Below are 22251 nucleotides of genomic sequence, written 5' to 3'. Positions count from 1 at the left end.
CATCAATATTGCTGTATTTACTCCGTCGCACAAAGGAGGATATGTATGAAAAGTGTAGATCCAGGTGTCCTGCCGCAATCGGCATGTTTTGCTTTCTCGCCTTCGTCGGGTCAGCGGGAATTGTGTTTTTATCCGACGTGGTGCGGTCATTATTTCTGTACTGCTGATTATTTTAAAAAGCGTCAATCGTATCATTATTTGTTGATCCTATACATTCGCGAAGGTGAGCTGCATGTCGAAGCAGGCGGGCAATCATTTGATGCACGCAAAGGCGATGTCGTGCTGCTCGATTGTACTCAGCCGCATTATTACCATGCGCGCGATGGGTTGGAGTTTTGTTATTTGCATTTTGAAGGTTCCAATGCGCATGAGCTGGTGCGTCATATTCGGGAGCAGCGCGGCTCGCTCATTCAGGATGAATCTTGTGCGTCCATTGGGATGCAGCTGTTTGATCTGGTCCAATTTCATCGTAAAAAAGGTGAAGAATCGTTCTTCCAGACGTCGCTGCGTATTTACAAATTGATCGAACGGCTTGCCGTACCACCAACGAAGTTTACTGCCAAGGAAGATCCGGTCGAGGCAGCGATTCATTATATAAAAGAGCATATCGGCGAGCCGATCAGTCTGTCATCGCTGGCGGAAGCAGCACATCTCAGCCCGTACTATTTTGCTCATCGCTTCAAAAAGCAAACCGGCTTCTCACCGCTGGACTATGTGATCCATACCCGGATCAACCGCGCCAAGGAGCTGCTGTTGCAAACTTCGCTATCTGTAAATGAAATCGCTTACGAGGTTGGATATCATAACGGTCGTAGTCTTGTAAATCTGTTTACCCAGCGTGTCGGCGTATCGCCGTCCAACTTCCGCAAGTCAAAGCAATTGCAATATTGATCACCATAAGATCTATCTATGCAGCCATCGTCATGCAATCTTATTGTTTTGAGATTCATTATTGTTGTACGAATAAAGTTATAACAAGAGAAAACAATCAATACAGAAGAAGCAGACAAGCCAATCCTTGATTTTGTAAAAAGTGACCTAAAAAATATGCAACTATAGCGATACAGAGTCGATTTTGTTGACGTTACGTTGACAAAACGGCTCTTTTTTTACATTTAGCCCCTATTTCGCCGTACATAGCGTTGATTGTTGGCTGGTACGATGAATCTCGGCAACAGGGAAATTACATAGAATATGCGAGTGGATTCGGATATTCATTATGCCTACACATAAAGGAGAGATGAAGGATGGATTGGACAAACATGCGTGAACGTAGTATGCAAAAAGCGGCACCCATCATGGCAGGAGTTATGACGGCGGCGATGCTGTTCGGGATTCCAGCAGGAACGGGAGCGGCGGCAGCCAAACAGCAGCCGGAGATCAAAGCGAAAAATGTGATCATGCTCATTCCTGACGGTATGGCGCAGGATGCTACAGCACTGGCGCGCTGGTATAACGGTGGCGAGATGTTGGCATTGGATGAGATGGCGAGCGGTCTAGTACGCACCTATTCCGCCGATGCAGCGATTGCCGATTCTGCACCAGCAGGTACGGCGTTTGCGACCGGGCACAAATCACATACTGGTTATGTTGGTGTGTTACCGGATCAGAATACGATGCCGGGCTTGCATGCGATTGCGGCAGGCGATCAGAAGAAGCCGGTTGCTAACATTCTGGAAGCTGCCAAGTTGGCGAACAAGTCGACTGGCATTATCGCCACTTCCGAGATTATGCACGCAACACCAGCGGCATTCAGCGCGCACTACCCGGATCGCAGCAATTACGATGCACTGAGTGAACAGCAAGTGTATGCCGGTATCGATGTCGTGCTGGGCGGCGGGGCGCAATATTTTACAGCAGCTGGACGTAAAGATGGCGAGGATCTGATCGGTAACATTCACAGTCTTGGCTACAATGTTGTGACCAATACCGCCGAACTGAAAGCCACCAACAACGGCAAAGTATGGGGCATGTTCGCTGACAAAGCGATGGCGTACGATATGGATCGTGATCCGGTCAAGCAGCCAAGTCTAGCGGAAATGACGGCAAAAGCGATTGAAGTCTTGTCCAAGGACGAGGATGGATTTTTCCTGATGGTCGAAGGCAGTAAAGTGGATTGGGCAGCGCACGCGAACGATCCAATCGGCATCATCAGCGATGTGAATGCCTTTGACAAAGCAGTTGCCGAAGCGCTTGCCTTTGCCAAAGAAGATCAGAATACGCTCGTGATTGCTTCTACAGATCACCACAATGGCGGTCTGACCATCGGCGACCGAGATACAACGACAACGTATGATGAATTGCCATTGTCGACCTTTATCGAACCGCTCAAAAAAGCAAAAGTGACTGGTGAAGGCTTGGAGAAGCTGTTCAACAGCGACCGTAGCAATATTGAGCAGGTGGTGAGCGAGAACTTCGGTATTACCGATTTGACTGCTGATGAGATTGCCGACATCAAGGCTGCCAAATCCGGCAGTATGAACTACGCCGTAGGTCCGATCATTAGCAAACGTGCCCATATCGGCTGGACGAGCGGTGGACATACGGGCGGTGATGTCGTGCTGTATTCATACGCACCGAGTGGCAAGCAGCTAAGTGGGCTGGTGGAAAATAGCGATATCGCTCGCTACATGGAAGCGGCGCTTGGCGTGAATCTGGACGAAACGACACAAGAACTGTTCGTGCCTGCCGAGCAAGCATTTACAACTCGCGGCGCAAGCGTGAGCTGGGATAACAGCGATGAGAAGAATCCAGTGCTGGTCGTAACCAAAGGCGACGATACTTTGCGCCTGCCTGTATTTAAAAGTATCGTAACTTTGAACGGCGAAAATGTACGATTGAATGGTAATGTTGTGTACAACGGCGAGAAGGTTTTTGTACCGCAATCAGCGATTGATCTATTGTCCTAACGATATAAATGAACTAGTTTGATCGTAGGACAGTAGAATTGCATAAAGAACTGAATACTGATTAACGAAAAAGAGACAGAGTATATACTCTGCCTCTTTTTTGTTACAAACTTAAAGATCCATCCAACAAAAAGCATTTGATTGACTGGAACACCCAGTCGGTTCAACAGACTTAGCCGAAATGACAGAACTCGAAGATAATGCAAGAATAGCAGTTAGTCCCAAAATGGCTATATACTTTTTCATATGTATCACCTCTTCATTTGAGTTGATGATATCATATCAAAAAAATATATTTAATGGAATATAATGTAATTAAGGTTATAATTCTTCCTCATCAATGCTGCGCATAAACTTGGCAGGTACTCCAGCAACGACGCTATCCGGCGGTACATCTTTGGTAACAACTGCGCCGGCTGCAACAACGGAATGATCGCCAATCGTGACACCGGGCAAAATGGTTGCGCCAGAGCCGATCCATACCTGCTCACCGATCACAACCGGAGCAGCAAACGTAGTATTCCGCGTTGCTAATGGCAAGCCGTGGTTCAGCGTCGCAATCGTCACATTCATCCCAATCATCGTACCATCGCCAATCGTAATACCGCCCCGATCCTGAAAGGAACAGCCTGTATTCAAAAAAACATGTTTGCCGATAGTAATATGTTTGCCAAAGTCGGTATAAAACGGAGGGAAGCACATGAAGGACGGATCAACGGTTGTACCGGTCAGCTCGCTGAATAGATCCACGATTTGCTCGCGGGAATGATACGTATTGTTGAGCGTCATTGTGATTCGCTGCGCGTCGTAGCTGCAACGCGTCAACAACGTATGCAATTCTGTATCTTCTCCCGCAATGGGATTCCCTTGTTTGCAAAATTCGATAAACTCATTCATTTCCATCATTCATGCGCCTCCATTTGGATTGAAGTCAACGTCGTAATGAAGCTAGACGACAACAGAATTACATATAGAAACAGATCAAAATATCCAACATAGACACAGATACCCATGCAGATTCGGATCTAAGAATGTATCCAGAAGCCGTAGCTTCTTTACAGCGTGCTAGTATCGATCACGAATCTGTATTTTACATCGGAAGCCAGTACTCGCTCATACGCTTCGTCGATACGGTCGGCGGAGATGACTTCGATTTTGGGTGCGATATTGTGCTCAGCACAGAAATCCAGCATTTCCTGCGTTTCACGGATACCGCCAATCATAGAGCCGGCAAACGAACGGCGATGACCGATCAGGGACATCACATTCAGCGATAGCGGCTCTCCCGGCGCACCAACATTGACCAGCGTGCCGTCCAGTGTCAGCAGGGAGAAGTACGCATCCAAATTGATGCTTGCGCTAACGGTGTTGATGATCAGATCAAATTGTCCGGCAAGCATTTTGAATGTATCTTCATCGTTGGTTGCATAATAATGATCGGCACCGAGCTGCAAACCGTCTTCTTTTTTACTCAGCGTTTGTGACAGCACAGTCACTTCAGCACCCATAGCATGAGCAATTTGCACCGCCATATGTCCAAGTCCACCCATACCCACAACGGCTACTTGTTTACCAGGAGCTGCACCCCAGTGATGCAGGGGAGAATACGTAGTAATACCAGCGCACAGCAGTGGAGCGGCGGCGTCCAGCTCAATATTGTCAGGAATGCGCACAACGAATTCCTCGGTAACGACGATATGAGATGAATATCCGCCCTGCGTCGGCTCGCCGTATTTGTCTACGCCTGCATAAGTCGGCACATTGCCGTTGAGACAATATTGCTCTTCGCCTTTTTGGCAATTCGCACATGTACCACAGGAATCGACCATACAGCCAACACCGACACGGTCACCAACTTGGTATTTGCTCACTTCGGAGCCGATATCCGTAACGATACCGGCAATCTCATGACCGGGTACGAGCGGATAATGAACAGGTCCCCATTCACCGTGGGCAGTATGAATATCAGAGTGGCATATGCCAGCATATTTGATCTCGATCAGAACATCATGTACGTCCAGCTCGCGTCTTGTAATTTCCGTAGCGTGAAAGGATTGGTCTGGACCTCCAACAGCACGCGCTTTTGCAGTTACCATTAATAAAACCTCCTCAAAGAAATAGATGCACGATACAGCCTCATACTCATTCATGCAATCGCGTTGCGAATGCCCGTGACAATATACGCGCATTCCTTTGCAAGCTGAGTGGGCTGTGCAAGGTCATGTTACGCCTTACAGTTAACTCTAAGTCAATAGGGGGATTTAAATTTTTTGGTATGAATATTAGAAAAGGAAGCCGAATCATGGCTTTGACATGTGCTATATCCAGTGCTAGAATCGCAAGCAGAAGATAGAGTTGGCTCGAAGTTTATAGCTAGAGAAAAGGAGCAGAAGCATGGGACATTATTCCATTGGCGAAGTTGCCAAGATGTTAAATCTCACCTCGTATACGCTGCGTTATTATGATAAGGAAGGCTTGCTGCCATTTGTAGAACGGACAGCGGGTGGGATTCGTCTGTTCAAGGATTCGGATATTGAGGCGCTGCGTATTATCGAATGCTTGAAGGATACGGGAATGCCGATCAAGGAGATTAAAATTTTCATTGATTGGTGTTCGGAAGGGGATACGACATTGAAGCAGCGATACGATATGTTTATCGAACGCAAAGCGATTGTCGAAGCCCAAATGGAAGAATTGAAGAAAACGATGGACGTGATTAATCACAAATGCTGGTATTATCAGACCGCCTGCGATGCCGGTACTGAACATATTCATCGTAAGCAACTGGTGGCAGAGTCACCACAATCATCGTAAAAAAAGTGTTTCTCGCCTCATAGTAGGAAGGACGAGAACCACTTTTTTACAATCCTAAAAGATAGATATAATTATAAAAGACGTTTTTGCGAAAAAATGTGATGACAATGATCAATTATGCAAAAATGGTCAGCAGTCCATACGTGCCTATGAACTTCCTATATCGTGCTTCTCAGACAGTACATCCTTGTCCGCCAGCATACCGATCAGTTCCTTCGCATTTGGCGTAGCATCGCCAGCGGAGTTGTTGTTGAAGACGACATACACATGCTCGCTCTGATCCTGCAAGGATAGCAGTCGGTCGCGCCATTCGGTCAGTTCCTCGGTACTGTATTTGTACAGATAACGAAGCTTGCGCCAGTCGGGATGACTGCTCTTGTGCCAGCCGTCCACATTGCGTCCGTGCATCCGTACATAGGTCGCCTGACGAGAGGTGGCAGCGGCTACGATTGGAATCGATCCTGAACCTGCTTGCGGCTCATCCACAATCGTATGAATCCAATCTTCCTTGCGCATAAACTCTAACGTCCGCTCGCGGAACTCCGGCATATACCACGACTGATTGCGGAATTCGAGTGCACACGGAATATCCTTCATCAACTCGCGCGTTTCGCGCAGCGTCTCCACATTATCACGATTGCAATCAAACCACGGCGGGTATTGAAACAGCGCCATGCGCAGCTTACCCGCATCAATCGCCGGTTGCAGCGATACATGAAACGCCTCGAACATTTCTTCTTTTGTATCAAAATAATTCTTTTTGCCCCGCAGATGCCCGGTCATGCCCTGATACGCTTTGAATACAAAGCCAAAATGATCCGGTGTCTGCTCGACCCATTTGGTTACATTTTTCACTGGTTGTACGGCGTAAAACGAACTGTCGATTTCGACAATCGGAAAATGCTCGCTATACGTAGGCAGCCGCTCCGGCGCTTTGATCTTGCCGTACAGCTCCGGGTGATCGCCAAAGCCGGTCAGACCGATTTCAATCATGCTGCTCACTCCTTTGCGGCGAAATGTCTGTCCAGTTGTAAAGGGAAGTATCTGCCTCGTTGCCACAGTCAGACGATCCCTATCTGGAATCTGTACCCTGTATTAAACCAATCATTCTCCCGCTAACCTTGCCCAAATGACGAACATGCGTCCCAAATATCTTAAATTCTGCATACATACGCAAAAAAATGAGTCTGGATAGCTATTCGCTATGTATATTTTTTTAGTAATTCATCAAGTAAACTAATTGTATCGAATCATGTTACATGCAGCGGAACATACATAAGATAGACAACCCTGCTCTTTTCCAAGATGAATAGCATGCAGCATGAGGACATTGTTATGACAATATCTATTAAAAGGAGGTTCGTGCAGCATGATTCATTATGCCTGGCGCGCAAGTTGGAAGATTGCGCTAGTGTTTATACTGGCATTTGTGACGCTGTCCGCCGGATCGTATACGGCACGGCAGGCACAAGCGGCAGCAGGAAATCCGTATATCGGGGAGATCGCGCTGTTTCCGTACAATTTTGCCCCGTATGGTTGGTCATTTGCCGCTGGACAAAGTATGCAGATTACTAGCAATGCGGCATTATACAGTTTGCTTGGCAACAACTACGGAGGAGACGGACGAAGCAGCTTTAATCTGCCGAATCTGACAAGTGCGCCTGTACCGGACGGCATGGGGTATTACATAGCGACGACAGGGATATATCCTTCGCGCGAAGACGGAAACAGTGCTGGCAATGCGATGCGTGGCGAGGTACGTATGTTTCCTTACAACTTTGTGCCGGGAGATTGGTTGAAACTGAACGGTCAGCAGTTGTCTACCAGTGCGTATCCTGCACTGTACAGTCTGATCGGATCGGCAACGGATACCGGATCTACAGATACATTTACATTGCCGTCGCTAGCTTCGCCGCTACCTAATACACCGCTATTTTTTGCAGTTTCACCAAGCGCGGGTGGTGCCCAGAGCGGTAATAATATCGGCAATGGCACCGGGGATGAGTATATGGGGGAAACCATTCCGTTCCTGAGCAATATGCAGAGTAGCTGGATCACAGCAAACGGCGGGTTACTGTTTATTAACTCAAATATGGCGTTGTATTCTTTGCTGTATTCGCGTTTTGGCGGAGACGGTATGCAGACGTTTGGTACTCCTAATATGCAGAGCAATCCGTATTCGCTGCATTATTATACGGTAAGTAACGGTATTTACCCTTCACGGGATGGAGGCGGCGGACCCAATAGTCTAGGCGGCAGCACTATTGTGTATTCAGTTTCGCAAAAACAGACGCTCAACATTAGCAGCAGCTCTTTGCTGACCGGTGTCGATGCTAGAGGTGTATCGCTGCGTACGCAGGCATCGCATGGTAAAGTAACGGATACGGGCAGTGGCTTTACATATGTGCCTGTTAGCACGTATGTCGGTGCGGACAGCTTTACGATTCGGACCTACAATTACTATGGCTTTGCGAATGGATATTCGACGATCAATATCGATGTTCAAGCGGCATTGCCGCCAGTTGTTACCGGCGTAGTGGATCAGCAGGTCTATAACACTCCGGTCACCCCCGTCACCAACGGTACAACCGTGTTGCTGAACGGTAATTATTTTGCCAGCGGCACGCCAGTGACGAAGGAAGGCAATTATACACTAATCTCTGCAAACCTGAACGGCAGCACTACCGTTCATTTTACGATTGATCTGACACCTCCGGCGATTAGCGGCGTACAGGACGGTGGACGGTATACATCGCCTCCAACGATCACGTTTAATGAAGGCACCGTACTGCTGAACAATGTTGCATTCAGCAGTGGTGGCAAGATTGAAACCGAAGGTAATTATACGCTGATCGCAACGGATGCAGTCGGCAATGTATCGCGTATCGCCTTTAGTTATTACAAGCCGCGCCAGGTGACATTTGACAGCGCGGGCGGTACGGTAGTGTCGACGCAAAGTCTGTACTACGGCGATCTGGCAAGTGAACCACCGTTGCCTACGCGCACCGGCTACAATTTTACCGGCTGGTATACCGATGCGGCACATACACAGCGGTTTGATTTTAACAAAACAGTCATTCATGACAATCTCGCGCTCTATGCGGATTGGGCAGTACAAGCGTACCCGGTCAGCTTTGATACAGGCGGCGGACCATCTATGCCCAATACAGCGGTTTCGTATGGAGAGCCACTGGCTGAATTGTCTCCACCAGCTCGCACTGGCTATACATTTGCAGGCTGGTATAGCGATGCAGCGCATACACAGCGATTTAATTTCCAATCATTGATTACCGGACCAACGGCATTGTATGCAGCATGGACGATCAATCGCTATACCGTTACGTTTGATAGCAATGGCGGAGTGCCGATCAGCAGTCAACAATTGGATTACGGCAGCACGGTAAGTCAGCCGACGATGCCTACGCGTACTGGGTATGACTTTACCGGTTGGTACAAGGATGCGCAGACGAGCGATCCATTCGATTTTGCCCAAACGGTATTGAGCGATAGTCTCGATCTGTATGCAGGCTGGAAGATTCAATCGTACAAAGTCAGCTTTGACGATGGCGCACATATCGGTTTGCCTGATGTGAATATCAATTATGGTGGCAACATTCAGCGTCCTACCGATCCTTTACAGGCAGGGCATACGTTTACGGGCTGGTATCGGGATGCGGCACATACGCAGTTATTTGATTTCCAAGCACTGATTACTGCGCCGACGACGCTCTACGCGGGTTGGGATGTGAACCGTTATAATGTCAGCTTTGATAGCAATGGCGGCGACCCGGTGAGCGGTCAACAGCTGAATTATGGCAGCATCGTCAATGAACCGGCAGCGCCGACGCGTACCGGCTATGATTTTACAGGCTGGTATACCGATGCGGCGCATACGCATCCATTCGACTTTGCCCAAACGGTATTGAATGACAATCTGCATCTGTATGCGGGCTGGACTATTCAATCGTACAAAGTCAGCTTTGACGTATATGCTCAGGCGGGCGTACCGGATATAAAAATCAATTACGGTGGCACAATTCAGCGTCCGGCTGATCCGGTACAGGCAGGGCATACGTTTACGGGTTGGTACCGCGATGCGGCACGCACTCAGCCATTTGACTTTCAGGCGCTGATTACGGGCGCGACGACAATCTATGCTGGTTGGGACATCAATCGTTATCACGTCAGCTTTGACAGCAATGGTGGTGAACCGGTCAGCGATCAACAATTGAATTATGGCAATGCTGTCAGCGAGCCAACGGCACCGACACGCACCGGTTATACATTCAAGGGCTGGTACAGTGATACCGACTTGAAGCATACCTATTCATTTGGCGTGTTGCCGATTAGCAGCGATGTGCAATTGTATGCAGGCTGGGAGCGCAATCGGTATACGGTCAATTTTGATACGTATGGTGGTACGGTAGTAAACGATGTGTATATCGGATATGGCGATCTGCTTACTACACCGGGCATTCCGATAGCCAATCGCGATGGCATGATCTTCGCAGGTTGGTTCGCCGATACGAATCACAATCAACCATTTGACTTCAGTCAGCCGATTGTCGCCAATGTGATCTTGTACGCTAAATGGGCACTGCGCGTGCAGCAGATTACGTTTGATACAGACGGCGGAACCAATGTAGGCGGGCAAAGTGCCGCTTATGGTGACCGTCTCTCGCGTCCTGCCGATCCGGTACGTACCGGGTATGATTTTGACGGCTGGTATAGCGATGCAGATCATCAGCAGCGCTTTGACTTTGCAACGGACACGGCGACATCGGATCTAACATTGCATGCCAAATGGACATTGTCGGTTTACCGGATTCTGTATGATATGGATGGTGGCACGGCAGTACAGGAAGGTAGCGCCCATTACGGCGATCTATTGTCCCGTCCGAACGATCCGACACGTAGCGGATATACCTTTACTGGCTGGTATGCGGATGCAGCGCACAGTCAGCCGTTTACCTTTGCAGATCACCGTATCATTGCTGATCTGCGACTGTATGCCGGATGGCAGGTAAATGCTCCGACAGACGGAGGCAATACCGGCGGCAATGGTGGTGGACAGGGATCATCCAGCAATGGACAGTCGACGATCCGCTCCACCAACGGTCGTGTAATCATTCCGGTCGGTCGTGCGGGCGAGGTTCGACTCGGTTCGGGCGTATTGCTGGAGGTACCGCAGGGCGCAGCTGGGCAGCCGCTGGATATTCAGGTGAAATTAATCTCCACTCCTGCCGAAGGCTTGGCATCGACGGTACACACAATTAGTCCGATCTATGAATTTACGAAAAATATGCAGGATAACTTCAGCGTTCCGGTCAAATTAACGCTGCAATACGATCCGTCCTCCATCCAAACTGGCGAAACGGTCGCGGTCTTCTACCAGACAGCAGAAGGCGCACCGTGGGTACAAGTGGAAGGCGGAGACGTGAAGGGTAGCGATATTAGCGTCAGCGTGAACCACTTTACCCGCTTTGCCGTCATGGCAGTACAAGCAGCTTCGACAGATCAGGGCAATACTGCTCCAACGAATTCTGCGACCAATGGTACTACAGGGAATGAGGGTAGTGCAGGGAAGGGGACGACGAACTTTAGCGATATTGCTGGTCACTGGGCAGCGGACAGCATCCGTGCAGCGGCAACACTCGGTATTGCAAAAGGGTATGCCGATGGCACCTTCCATCCGGTAGCCAAAGTTACCCGCGCCGAGTTCGCGGTGATGCTGATGCGCGCATTGCCATCCGGTGATCAGACTGTCAGTGATGCCACACTGCCTTTTGCCGATCAGGCTTCTATCGGCAGTTGGGCAAAAGCCGACATCGCTACCGCCTACAAACTGGGCTGGATCAAGGGCGATGCTAATGGCACCTTCCGTCCGAACGCGTCCATTACGCGTGCCGAGATGGCAGTCATGATCAGTAATGCGTTGGCATCGTCTGCGACCGCACAACAGACGGCGGGAACGACCGCCACCTTTGGTGATCAGCAGCAGATTCCGGCGTGGGCACAAGCGGCGGCAGCGTCGCTGAAGCAACAAGGTTTACTAAACGGACGCGCCGATGGACACTTCGATCCATCCGCATCCACAACTCGTGCCGAAGCGGCACAGGTACTGATGAATGCTCGCAAGGAGGATCAATTCTGATCCAGCACCAAAACAGTGTGTGCTTGCCCTATTTCACAACGGCAAGCATACCAAGAACCCCAAGCCGTTACCAAACGGTTTGGGGTTCTTTTTCGATTGCTGTCGAATCGTACAGTTATGAATGTATATGTTCGGAACATGTGGCAAAATAGATAGTCACTGATTTTTTTGCAGTGGGTCTGGTTAAATAAGGATGTAGAGTTTCAAGACTCTATCTTTATTTCAAAGGAGGATTCTGTAATGAGTACCGAAGCAATCTTTGAAGCAATAAAGAACAGAAGAAGTATCTATGGCATCAGCAAGGAAGCTGTTATACCGGATGAGCGCGTTCAAGAGATCGTAGAGCATGTTGTGCTGCACACGCCGTCTTCGTTTAACTCACAAAGCGCCCGCATCATCATCCTGTTTGGCGACAAGCATGATCAATTGTGGGACTACACCACGAATATTTTAAAAGAAATCGTACCAGCCGACAGCTTTGAGCCGACTCAGCAAAAAATGGACAGCTTCAAAGCAGGGTACGGAACGATCCTGTTCTTCGAGGATGAAGCCGTAATCCGTGGCATGCAGGATCAATTCCAAGCGTATCAGGATAAATTCCCGGTATGGTCGCAGCAAGCAAACGGCATGCACCAGTATCTGATCTGGACGCTGCTGGAAGCAGAAGGCTATGGCGCGACGCTGCAACATTATAATCCATTGATTGACGAGAAGATCAAAGCAGAGTGGGATATTCCAGAAAGCTGGACGCTAGTTGCGCAGATGCCGTTTGGTAAACCGACTGCACCTCCGGGCGACAAAGAATTCAAGCCGCTGGAAGAGCGTATTCGTACCTTGCGTTAATTACACGACCCATTCTAATATCGATTGGACCAAATACATGTCATCCGGCGGTAACGTGCAAGCGTAGTAAGGGAGAGAAGGATGTACCTATGTATGTGCATCTAACCCTCTGCCCTTGCGCCGGATTGAAACAACAAAACAACCGTCCGATTCACCGATCATGGTGAGCTGGAAGGTTGTTTTGTTGTGTGCAGTATTAGGGCATGAAGCGTCATCGCGACCCTGTGTACGATTTAACGAGCATCCGTTACTTCAAATGAAACTTCACCGACCTGCACGCCATTTACATACAGATGGATATGATGCTGCCCTGCATAATATTTGCGCGTTGTGATCAGCTTGAACGAATGCTTTTTGCGCATCTCATGCTGCCCGGGTGCGAAGTCACGCGATACCCAGCGGAATCGCTTTGGTGCCTGCTGCCCGTTTGCTTTCATAAACTGCATTTCGTAATCGATCCGTACATTTTGCGGAATGTCCTCCTCATTATGCAGGATAAAGGATATATCGATCTCGCCGCCGATGGGCACCGTTTGCGCACCAATCTGCAAATTGCTAATCGTAACTGTCTCGCTGGCAACATAACCGAACAATTTCATCACTTGCGGATGATCCTGCTTGAGAAGTGTCCGACAGCCGTGCTTGACGATCCAGTCGGTATAGAGATGCTGACCGTACCACTGGCGGGCGATCTCGGCGATTCGCTCCGGGTGATCCTTGGCAATATCGTTCAGATGATTGGCGACACTTTTGCGTACATATAGCGACGAATCGCGCTTGAGTTGTTCCAGCACCGCAAGTGTCGGTTCAGGATCGGCGATAAATGGTTTGAGCTGAAATGACCACGGCAATCGCGGACGGAAACCTTCACTTGCCAATCGGCGAACATGCTCGTTATCGTCCTGTGCCCATATATTCATCTGTCTCAGCATACCGATCGGATATTGCAATATAAATGGACGTACCGCAAATTCCGCGCTAGAATACACAGTCAACACTTCAAGTGCCTTCATCGACAACTCGACGTGATCCAACCCATTCAACTCTACATAATCCGGGAAAAATAAATATTCTACCCCCCGGCACTGCGGCGCAATCTGCATCAGCAGTTGTACCGCCTGCTCATACGGCAGTGGTAGAGCCGCCGTCAGCGCTTCGCTAATCCGCCGAATACGCTGCTTGAATGCCAGCTCCTGCCAATCATTGCGATACACTTGCTCATGGAACAGTCTCTCGTCAAAATCATCTGTATGCTCATGTACAATCTCCACAAATCGCTGCAAAAAATGCTCGCTATATCGTTCCTTGAACGTCTCCATTGATGCTCACTCCAATCTCTCTATGTACACTATTCAGGATAGCAGACAATAGTGACAAATCCTGTCGTCATTTACAAGAAAGAAAAAGACTCGTATTTGCATCGGCACCCTGATCTACCGCAGATTCCTTCTATACGGTATACCCAAATACCAAACAGCTTCACTCCCGCCGTCGTGACTCAGGTGCGGTGGATCATTTTGGCGGCGATCTTGATCAGCTGTGCGCGCTCTTGTTGCGTCAGCTTGGATGCGGCTTCGTCGATCCGCCGTTCAATCTCGCCACCGACCGTATGAACAATGTGCAATCCGCTGTCGGTTAGACGAACCGAGAAGCTTCGGCGATCCGTGAGCGAAGGGATGCGCTCTACCAAGCCGCGGCGCTCAGCGCGATTAATCAGCCCCGTAACGCTCGATTTGTCCAGATTCAGATGACGCGCCAATTCCTGCATACCCGGTTCACGATCACGCAATATGCCGAGCAGACGAATTTGCACAAAGGATAGATCATGCTCAGTACCCGCCTCCAGCAAAATCGTCTGTATCAAATACGTAAGCTGAACAAGATGATCCACCAGTGGCGTCTCACTCGGTTGTGGTGACAGATGGTGTTGCATATGTATTCACTCCAATCCTAGCAAAATGTAAATATGAAGGTGGTATTGCATCATATGATCATTACCGATATTACGTTAAAACGTGCTTTTACTGAGAAGCGAGTACGTATAATGATGAGTGTAGTATAACATAGAAATATGCATATAGTACGCGATGCAAACTTTTTATTGACTTTGTTTGTGGTACAAACTATATTATATTCAATATCTATTTTGTTGGTATGACAAACTATAATAGTTTGTGTAACAAATTAAATATGCAGGTAAGTCGGGTTTTGTATGAGTCAAATTATCGTATCCGATATGGAGGAGATTGTAATGAAAGCAGCAATTGTTCATGATTTTACAAAAGCACCACAATACGGTGAGTTCGAACTTCGCAGCTTGCAGCAACCACATGAAGTATATGTTGATGTGCTTGCCGCCGGGCTACATCAACGGGTTCGCTCTCAGGCAGATGGTTCGCATTATACGAGCACTGGGGAGTTGCCCCTAATTCCTGGTGTAGATGGTGTAGGCAGGTTGGAAGATGGGCGAAATGTCTATTTTGTGATGGAGGATGCTGCACTTGGCTCGATGGCAGAGCGGACGATTATCGATATCCGCCGGAGCGTCGTGATTCCGGCAGATGCTGATCCGGTGCACATTGCGGCAGCGATGAATCCGGCAATGTCATCTTGGGTGGCGCTGCGCAGTCGGATTGATTTTCGTCCGGGTAGTCGGGTATTGATTATGGGAGCGACTGGCAATTCGGGACAGATGGCGGTACAAATTGCCAAGTTGCTCGGAGCAGAGCAAGTGATTGGCGCAGGACGTAATCAGGCGCGCCTAGAAGCATTAACAGACTTGGGTGCCGATGTGGTCGTTTCGCTAGAAGGAGAAGCATCCGATGTAGCAGAACGACTGGGCAAAGCGGCAGCAGAAGTGGATGTAGTAATCGATTATCTGTGGGGCGCGCCGATGGAACAGGCAGTGATGTCCATATTGACCCGACGCCAAGATCGCAGTCGTGCGCTGGATTGGATTCAGATCGGATCCATGGCAGGTGCCGCGGCGCAGATTCCTTCCGCTGCACTGCGCTCTGCGAATCTTCGTATACTCGGTAGCGGTCAAGGATCTGTGACGGCGGCGGGTTATCTGGCAGCATTCCCGGCATTGATCGACTGTATCGCCTCTGGTACACTGCGTATTCCAACGCAATCTTATCCGTTATCTGAAGTGGAACAGGTATGGACTGCGCCTGTCGATCCGCAGAAGCGTATCGTATTCGTGCCCGCCTGAATACATTGTCTTTGGTTGGCTGTTCATCGTTGTTCATGAGTGAACTTGTAGGATAGCATATAAGAAAACCCGATCGCTGGAAGTTGCATTCTCAGAGGAGAATTCCTTCCGGCGATCGGGTTTTTGTAAGAGGTATAGAATTGTTGCAAGTTACTCTAGTCAACATGGGGAAGATAGAATGATCATACACAGATCATACGATTCCTACGATGTGATCCTATTCTCCATATACATTCATACGATTGTTACGCTTTGTCAGCTTCCTGATCTTCTTCCACAGGTTCAGCAGCTTCGATATTCAGCAGATCGGAACCTTCTTCCAAAATGCCTTCTTCTGGCAATGCCAGACAAGGTTGACCAGACTCGTAATATTCGCCAACTTGCTCCTCGGTCAGATCGGTTTCTGGCAATGTCCAGACAGACACGCTACCACCGTTCACCGGGAAGTTTGCCCAGCCGTCTTCTTCGATCTGCACATGATGACGGCGGTTGCCTGTTAGATCGATCCAGATTTGCCCAGCGCGTTCTTCGCCCACAAACATGCGTTTCTCGCCTTCCTCGCCGTTAGTCAACACGACCGCACAGCCGGAACGCTCGATATCGTCACTGCCTCGGCGTACCCAGCCAATCGTGTTCGGATGGTCAAAATAATCATCCTGTTCACCGTACGATTTGTGGTAACGCGCATACAGCAGACAGTTCAGCATGTCTTTTTTGTCTGGCACCGGGTTCTCGCCGCCGATTCCAAAATAATCACCATAGAACACGCACGGATACCCGTCCTGACGCAGCAATATAAGGCTGTACGCCAGCGGTTTGAACCAGTCTTCGATCCACGATTCCAGCGCTTCATCCGGCTGGGAGTCATGGTTGTCGACGAATGTTACGGCATGCGTCGGGTGTGTCTGTACTAGCGTATCATTGAAAATGGTAGACAGATCGAACGAGTTACCCGATGTGGAAGCGGCGTGCAGCTTGTAATGCAGGGAGACGTCGAACAGATCGATTTTGTAATCGACGGTATCGAGGAATTCCTGTGAAGCCGCCAGCTCTGGATTCCAGAACTCGCCAACAATGTAGAAGTCCTGTCCACGTTTGTTGACCATCTCATTCACGAATTCGCGTACAAACTCGTGGTTAATATGCTTGATCGCATCCAGACGGAAGCCGTCGCAGCGTGTTGTATCGATCATCCATTTGCCCCAGTTGACCATTTCCTCGCGTACTTCTGGCATATTGTAATCAATATTGGCAAACATCAAGTAATCGTAGTTGCCAAATTCGTTATCTACGTTCTCATTCCATTGTTTGTCTCCGTCCGCAATTCGGAAAATCCCATTTCGTCCTTCACGGTTATCGAAATCGGTTCCATTAAAGTGACGATAATTCCATTGCATAGGCGAATATGTATCGCCGCGCCCAGGGAACGTAAATTTGGTCCAGCCTTCAATCTCGAACGGTTCATCCGAGATTTCCTCGGTGCGGTTGTTCCGATCGACTTCAATTACTTTAAATACTTCGGTTTCGTCTGCACCGGCTTTATGATTCATGACCAGATCGATATAGACGTTGAGACCGAGACGATGGCAGATGGCAATTGCGTCCAGCAGTTCTTTTTTGGTGCCGTATTTGGTGCCAACTCCACCTTTTTGGTCAAATTCACCAATATCGTACAGATCATATACGCTGTACCCGGTATCCTCCGGTGAATTACTCTTCGTTACTGGTGGAACCCAGAGCGTACCGATTCCTGCGCGTTTTAGTTCAGGTGCCCACTCTTGCAGTCGTTTCCAGTGTGAACCGTCAGCCTCCACATGCCACTCAAAAAATTGCATCATTGTCACATTGCGATTCATGTATACATCTCCCTTTCTAGCGATGGTGAACTCCAAACGTGAGGCTCCATGAAACATAATCATTACTACGCAAAATAGATTTGCTACCTCCAGCGTTTGACCATTCAAACGAGAGCCATACGAGTATGACCCTCCTGCATGCAAGCAAACGACCTGCCGATCAGGCCAGATACGGAGAGTCTTTATGCTCATCATACACATCTGTCGCAGCGGCACGCGGCTGTGAAGAACATTACCCATTTAGTTATCGGAGCTAAACATATTTGTTGCTACATATAATGCGGATAACAACTAATTTGAGAAAATAAATATATAATATTTTATAAAAAGGCTTACATCGAAGCAGATCGTAGAAAGAGGCACATGTTGAGCGCACACTCTATTGACAGGAAGAAGCACAATACATACCAAAAAGCCCCCGGAAACTGATTCCGAGGGCAATCCTATGATCACGCTTTGGGGTATAAAGGGGGTAATCACGGTAAGGTCATGCAGTCTTGCATATCATCGTAAGTAGAGGGGGCTACTTACGCTTCTTCCACGTCAAAGCCAGCTTGTTTCCATGCTGCTGTGCCGCCATCGATGTATGCTACATCAGTGAAGCCCATCAGCTTCAGCGCGTATGCGCCCAGAGCTGCTTGACCGCCAGCACCACAAGTAACGAGGATTGGACGATTGCGATCACTCAGACGCTCGTCGCGCAGTTCTTCCGGCAGACCGAGATCGGCGCGGATTGGCAGCATGCCGAGGGAGATGTTCGTGCTGCTTGGAATGAGTCCACATGCGCCAGCGTCTTTGGCATCTTGTACGTCAATCACGAATGTATCTGGGTTTGCATTGATTTTCTCGCGTGCTTCCTGGGAAGTTACGCCCGGTACGTTGTTTCTTGCTTGCGTTACCATATCTGTGAATGTCAGTGCCATTGTTCATCATCCTCCTGAATTGTAGTTGGTATCGTGAAGTAGTAAAGCATATGCATCCTTTTATATTTACCCTGAATATGGAAACTATCGTCAGGAAACCGCTTCGCCAGCCAGTACTTTTTGCAGATCGGCTTCGATCTCCGAAGGTTCGAGGCGGGAAGGGTATTGTTTGACAACTTTGCCGTCACGGTCAACGAGAAACTTGGCAAAGTTCCATTCGATGTCGCCAGTACGAGATGGCTCTGGTGCTGCATCAACGAGATGGCGGTACAGCGGGTGAGCGTCGTCACCTTTGACGTCGACTTTGGCAAACAGTGGGAAGCTTACATTGTAATTCACTTGGCAGAAGTCCTTGATCTCGGCTTCGGTGCCCGGTTCCTGTCCTTTGAACTGGTTGCAAGGGAAGCCCAGTATTTCAAAGCCGGAATCTTGATACGTATCGTAAAGTTTTTGCAGTCCTTCATACTGAGGAGTCAGGCCGCAGCCGCTCGCGGTATTCACAATTAACAGTGTTTTCCCTTTATAGTCGGATAATGATTTCTCCTGTTTGTCGATTGTCAGGGCAGAATAGTCATGTACAGACATTACAAAAATCTCCTCACTTTCATTACGCAAAATTATATTTGATAAAACATAATTTAATTATAACGTCCCAGCGAAGAATGTCAAATCCATCTTGAATATCTGTCCAATCTTCATAAACCGAACCGCGACTGCTCCAAACGGCATTTGAAAAATTTGTTAGCCGTTGACAGGAATACTTGCTCACGATCCCGAATTGTAAAGCAGAGGTAATATATTTATAAAGGTAAAGTATATTCCTTTACAATATTCTTTTTTTTATTTGCATGATGTTGATTCAAAATGGGGAATGTGGTTTCAAACGTTGTATTCATCCAACTGGAGGTAGAGACAATGAGAATACTGGTATCCGGATTTGAGCCGTTTGGCGGGCATCATATCAACCCGACGGAGTACTTGCTTGAGGCGGTCGAGGACCATTCGTTTGCGGATATTCAGGTAGAACTGCGGACACTGCTGTTACCGGTACATTATGATGAATGCGTGGAGTTACTCATTCGCGAAGCCGAAGATTTTCAGCCGGATGCGATTATTATGTGTGGGCTGGCTGCTGGACGTACCGCAGTGAGTCTGGAGCGAATCGCTGTCAATGTGAAACATGTTGAGCCGGGCGCAGAGTATGCTGATAATCTGAATGCGAGGCCGCAGGATGTGCCGATTCGTGAGGATGGGCCGGATGGTATTTTCTCTACCTTGCCGATCCGCGAGATGACGTGCCGTTTGCTGGAAAATGGAATTCCGGCTGCGGTATCCAATACGGCGGGTACGTTTATTTGCAACAATACGATGTATGGTGTGCTGGATTATTTGCAGCAGCGACACCCGGGCGTACGTGCTGGATTCGTTCATTTCCCAGCTTCTACCCAGATGGCGCTACACAAGCCGACCTTGCCGTCGCTGCCGATGGATCTGATGACGCGTGCCTTAATGCTGATCATTCGTACAACTGCGGAGAAATTGCAGCATGACGCTCAAGAACTGGACTCTGCGGCATCGCTGTGAGAGATGGAATAGTAGTGTTGATCGGCGGACAGGAATATCGGAACAATTGGAGCAGGCACTCCCTATCTAACATGAATGATGTACACATGAATGACATATCGATCATAAGGAACAGTTTGCTGACGATGGACAGCAAACTGTTTTTCTGTTGATTGCACTTTGTAGTAGCAGATGATCATTTATGATCCATCCGATAACTCTGGTAACATAATGACATCCTTCATTCCGTTTAGCAAATGTAACATTGATCAAAAGTAGTCTCTGCAAAGCTGTTGACTTTTGCAATTAGTGTAACTATACTGGTTACAACGGTGGTGATACAAAATGAAACAAATCAGTACACGCTTCTCAATGGCGGTACACACGCTGTCCTTGATCCATCTATGTCCGCTGGAATGCACAGGCGACTTTATCGCTGCAAGTGTCAATACGAACCCGGTCGTCATTCGCCGGATTATGGGCATGTTGAAAAAGTCAGGGCTGATCGAGGTGCGCGCTGGTATCGGCGGAGCGTATTTGCTGCACCAGCCAGAGCAGATCACCTTACTCGACATTTACCGCGCCGTTCATGTAACGGAGGAGAATAAACTGTTCGGCATTCACGATCATTCTAGCATCGCTTGTCCTGTCGGACGCAATATTGAGCAGGTGCTTCAGGAAGAATTACGTGAAGCGCAGACGGCGATGGAGCAACGGCTTGCCCGCACGACGCTGGCACAGCTTAGTAATCAATTCGTAACCATATAACGTATGGCTGCGAGCACAAGCAGATCCAGATACGATCAAGCAGATGACGAGCAGACCAATCTTGATGCAGCCCGCACGATCTTTTATCATCTTGGATATTCAGACAGCAGGAACAGACAGAAATGAGAGCCTCTACACAGGCTTTTATTTTATACATTCGTTGTAACCACTTAGGTTATAACGACAATTACGATACCTACATTTTCACACTATAGGAGGATATGAATATGACAATATTAATTACAGGCGCAACCGGACATCTTGGCTCTAAAGTGGTAAATGAATTGCTCAGAAAAGTACCTGCCAGCGAGTTGGCAGTCAGCGTACGTAACCCGGAGAAAGCAGCACATCTGCGTGAGCAGGGTATCGACGTACGTCACGGTGATTTTGACAAGCCAGAGACACTGGAAGCGGCATTCGCTAATGTGGATCGTTTGCTGATCATCTCGGCAGACGGCGATAACGAGACACGCATCCGTCAGCATAACGATGCAGTAGCAGCGGCAGCGCGTGCCAATGTCGGCTTTATCGCTTACACTAGCGTCGGCAATGCGGCAGATAGCCAATTGTTCCTCGCACCAGTACACAAAGCAACCGAAGAAGCAATTGCAGCAACGGGCATTCCGTATTCGTTCCTGCGCAACAACTGGTATCTGGAAAATGAACTGTCCAGCATTCAAGCCGCAGCTGCGGGCGCACCATGGGTAACTTCCGCTGGTTCCGGCAAAGCAGGCTGGGCAACACGCGACGATTACGCTGCGGCGGCAGCAATTGTGCTGACGGGTGAAGGTCATGACAACACCATTTACGAGCTGTCTGGTCCGCTGTTAACACAGGACGAGCTAGCAGCAGCTGCGGGCGAAGCACTGGGCAAAGACATTCCGGTACAGCATGTGGATGATGCTACGTATGCAGAGATTATGAAAGGCGCTGGTCTGCCGGACTTCCTGATCCCGATGCTGGTTAGCATTCAGCACGATATTCGTGAAGGCGAGCTTGCCGTGGAGCAAAGCGATTTTGAAACATTACTCGGTCGTCCGCTCACTCCGACCGTCGATGCAATCCGTCAACTGCTGAACGAGCAAGCATAACAATTGCCACGTAGATCATAATAATCGCCATTTCCACGGTGCAGCATATGCTCGTCTGAAGCACCTGTACTGTGAAGCAGGCGATGAATATATAGCTGCTATCCATTCGATAGGCA

The 22251-nt window shown here is 48.7% G+C and carries 17 protein-coding genes; 9 read left to right on the top strand and 8 right to left on the bottom strand.

The genetic code is table 11. The annotated features are described in order from the left end of the window. Positions 1-45: 45 nt before the first annotated feature. Together ACDE64_RS22300 and ACDE64_RS22295 are read left to right on the top strand one after the other, a co-directional pair. Entirely contained in the window at positions 46-891 is an 846-nt protein-coding gene (locus tag ACDE64_RS22300; protein ID WP_411348355.1) for a helix-turn-helix domain-containing protein, read from the top strand. A 386-nt stretch (positions 892-1277) separates the two neighbouring features. Next, on the top strand, positions 1278-2909 hold the full coding sequence (locus tag ACDE64_RS22295; protein ID WP_411350374.1) for an alkaline phosphatase: 1632 nt from the start codon (positions 1278-1280) through the stop codon (positions 2907-2909). A 321-nt stretch (positions 2910-3230) separates the two neighbouring features. Here ACDE64_RS22295 and ACDE64_RS22290 read toward each other — a convergent pair whose 3' ends face one another. Both ACDE64_RS22290 and ACDE64_RS22285 read right to left on the bottom strand, forming a co-directional pair. Next, the gene (locus ACDE64_RS22290) at positions 3231-3812 is read right to left on the bottom strand and encodes a sugar O-acetyltransferase (protein WP_411350373.1); all 582 of its coding nucleotides are present in this window, start codon (positions 3810-3812) and stop codon (positions 3231-3233) included. A gap of 152 nt (positions 3813-3964) precedes the next feature. Then, positions 3965-5005 (bottom strand): NAD(P)-dependent alcohol dehydrogenase, encoded by a 1041-nt coding sequence (locus ACDE64_RS22285; protein ID WP_411348354.1) that lies wholly within the window; start codon positions 5003-5005, stop codon positions 3965-3967. Positions 5006-5303: 298 nt separating this feature from the next. On the opposite strand from ACDE64_RS22285, the gene ACDE64_RS22280 reads away from it, so the two are divergent. Further along, entirely contained in the window at positions 5304-5723 is a 420-nt protein-coding gene (locus tag ACDE64_RS22280; RefSeq protein ID WP_411344248.1) for a MerR family transcriptional regulator, read from the top strand. 147 nt (positions 5724-5870) lie between these two features. Here the strand turns inward: ACDE64_RS22280 and ACDE64_RS22275 are convergent, their stop codons facing one another. Next, positions 5871-6716 carry a DUF72 domain-containing protein gene (locus ACDE64_RS22275; RefSeq protein ID WP_411344247.1) on the bottom strand — a complete coding sequence of 282 codons (846 nt, stop codon included), beginning with the start codon at positions 6714-6716 and terminating at the stop codon, positions 5871-5873. A 376-nt stretch (positions 6717-7092) separates the two neighbouring features. On the opposite strand from ACDE64_RS22275, the gene ACDE64_RS22270 reads away from it, so the two are divergent. Together ACDE64_RS22270 and ACDE64_RS22265 are read left to right on the top strand one after the other, a co-directional pair. Then, positions 7093-11877 carry an InlB B-repeat-containing protein gene (locus ACDE64_RS22270; RefSeq protein ID WP_411348353.1) on the top strand — a complete coding sequence of 1595 codons (4785 nt, stop codon included), beginning with the start codon at positions 7093-7095 and terminating at the stop codon, positions 11875-11877. A gap of 240 nt (positions 11878-12117) precedes the next feature. After that, on the top strand, positions 12118-12720 hold the full coding sequence (locus tag ACDE64_RS22265; protein ID WP_411348352.1) for a nitroreductase family protein: 603 nt from the start codon (positions 12118-12120) through the stop codon (positions 12718-12720). Between the two features lie 233 nt (positions 12721-12953). Here the strand turns inward: ACDE64_RS22265 and ACDE64_RS22260 are convergent, their stop codons facing one another. Together ACDE64_RS22260 and ACDE64_RS22255 are read right to left on the bottom strand one after the other, a co-directional pair. Continuing rightward, positions 12954-14039 (bottom strand): DNA alkylation repair protein, encoded by a 1086-nt coding sequence (locus tag ACDE64_RS22260; protein WP_411348351.1) that lies wholly within the window; start codon positions 14037-14039, stop codon positions 12954-12956. Between the two features lie 179 nt (positions 14040-14218). Next, positions 14219-14653: a MarR family winged helix-turn-helix transcriptional regulator gene (locus ACDE64_RS22255; RefSeq protein ID WP_411348350.1), complete on the bottom strand. Its 435-nt coding sequence runs from the start codon at positions 14651-14653 to the stop codon at positions 14219-14221. Between the two features lie 318 nt (positions 14654-14971). On the opposite strand from ACDE64_RS22255, the gene ACDE64_RS22250 reads away from it, so the two are divergent. Next, positions 14972-15934, top strand: coding sequence for a quinone oxidoreductase family protein (locus tag ACDE64_RS22250; protein WP_411348349.1), 963 nt, complete (start codon positions 14972-14974; stop codon positions 15932-15934). 245 nt (positions 15935-16179) lie between these two features. Here ACDE64_RS22250 and ACDE64_RS22245 read toward each other — a convergent pair whose 3' ends face one another. The 3 genes from ACDE64_RS22245 to ACDE64_RS22235 form a co-directional block, all read right to left on the bottom strand. After that, positions 16180-17790, bottom strand: coding sequence for an alpha-amylase (locus ACDE64_RS22245; RefSeq protein WP_411348348.1), 1611 nt, complete (start codon positions 17788-17790; stop codon positions 16180-16182). Positions 17791-18317: 527 nt separating this feature from the next. Further along, entirely contained in the window at positions 18318-18713 is a 396-nt protein-coding gene (locus ACDE64_RS22240) for a rhodanese-like domain-containing protein (RefSeq protein ID WP_411348347.1), read from the bottom strand. 90 nt (positions 18714-18803) lie between these two features. Continuing rightward, complete coding sequence (locus ACDE64_RS22235; protein WP_411344240.1) at positions 18804-19298, bottom strand: glutathione peroxidase; 495 nt, start codon at positions 19296-19298, stop codon at positions 18804-18806. Positions 19299-19628: 330 nt separating this feature from the next. On the opposite strand from ACDE64_RS22235, the gene ACDE64_RS22230 reads away from it, so the two are divergent. The 3 genes from ACDE64_RS22230 to ACDE64_RS22220 all read left to right on the top strand — a co-directional run bounded on the left by ACDE64_RS22230 (position 19629) and on the right by ACDE64_RS22220 (position 22135). After that, a complete protein-coding gene (locus ACDE64_RS22230; RefSeq protein WP_411348346.1) occupies positions 19629-20297 on the top strand; it encodes a pyroglutamyl-peptidase I in 669 nt (222 codons plus the stop codon). A gap of 324 nt (positions 20298-20621) precedes the next feature. Then, a complete protein-coding gene (locus ACDE64_RS22225; RefSeq protein ID WP_411348345.1) occupies positions 20622-21044 on the top strand; it encodes an Rrf2 family transcriptional regulator in 423 nt (140 codons plus the stop codon). 227 nt (positions 21045-21271) lie between these two features. Continuing rightward, positions 21272-22135: an SDR family oxidoreductase gene (locus ACDE64_RS22220; protein ID WP_411348344.1), complete on the top strand. Its 864-nt coding sequence runs from the start codon at positions 21272-21274 to the stop codon at positions 22133-22135. Positions 22136-22251: the final 116 nt, after the last annotated feature.

Origin of the sequence: Paenibacillus sp. WLX2291 (assembly GCF_046603665.1) — a bacterium.
Classification (GTDB): Bacteria; Bacillota; Bacilli; order Paenibacillales; family Paenibacillaceae; genus Saccharibacillus.
This window is presented reverse-complemented; position numbering and strand designations above follow the sequence as displayed.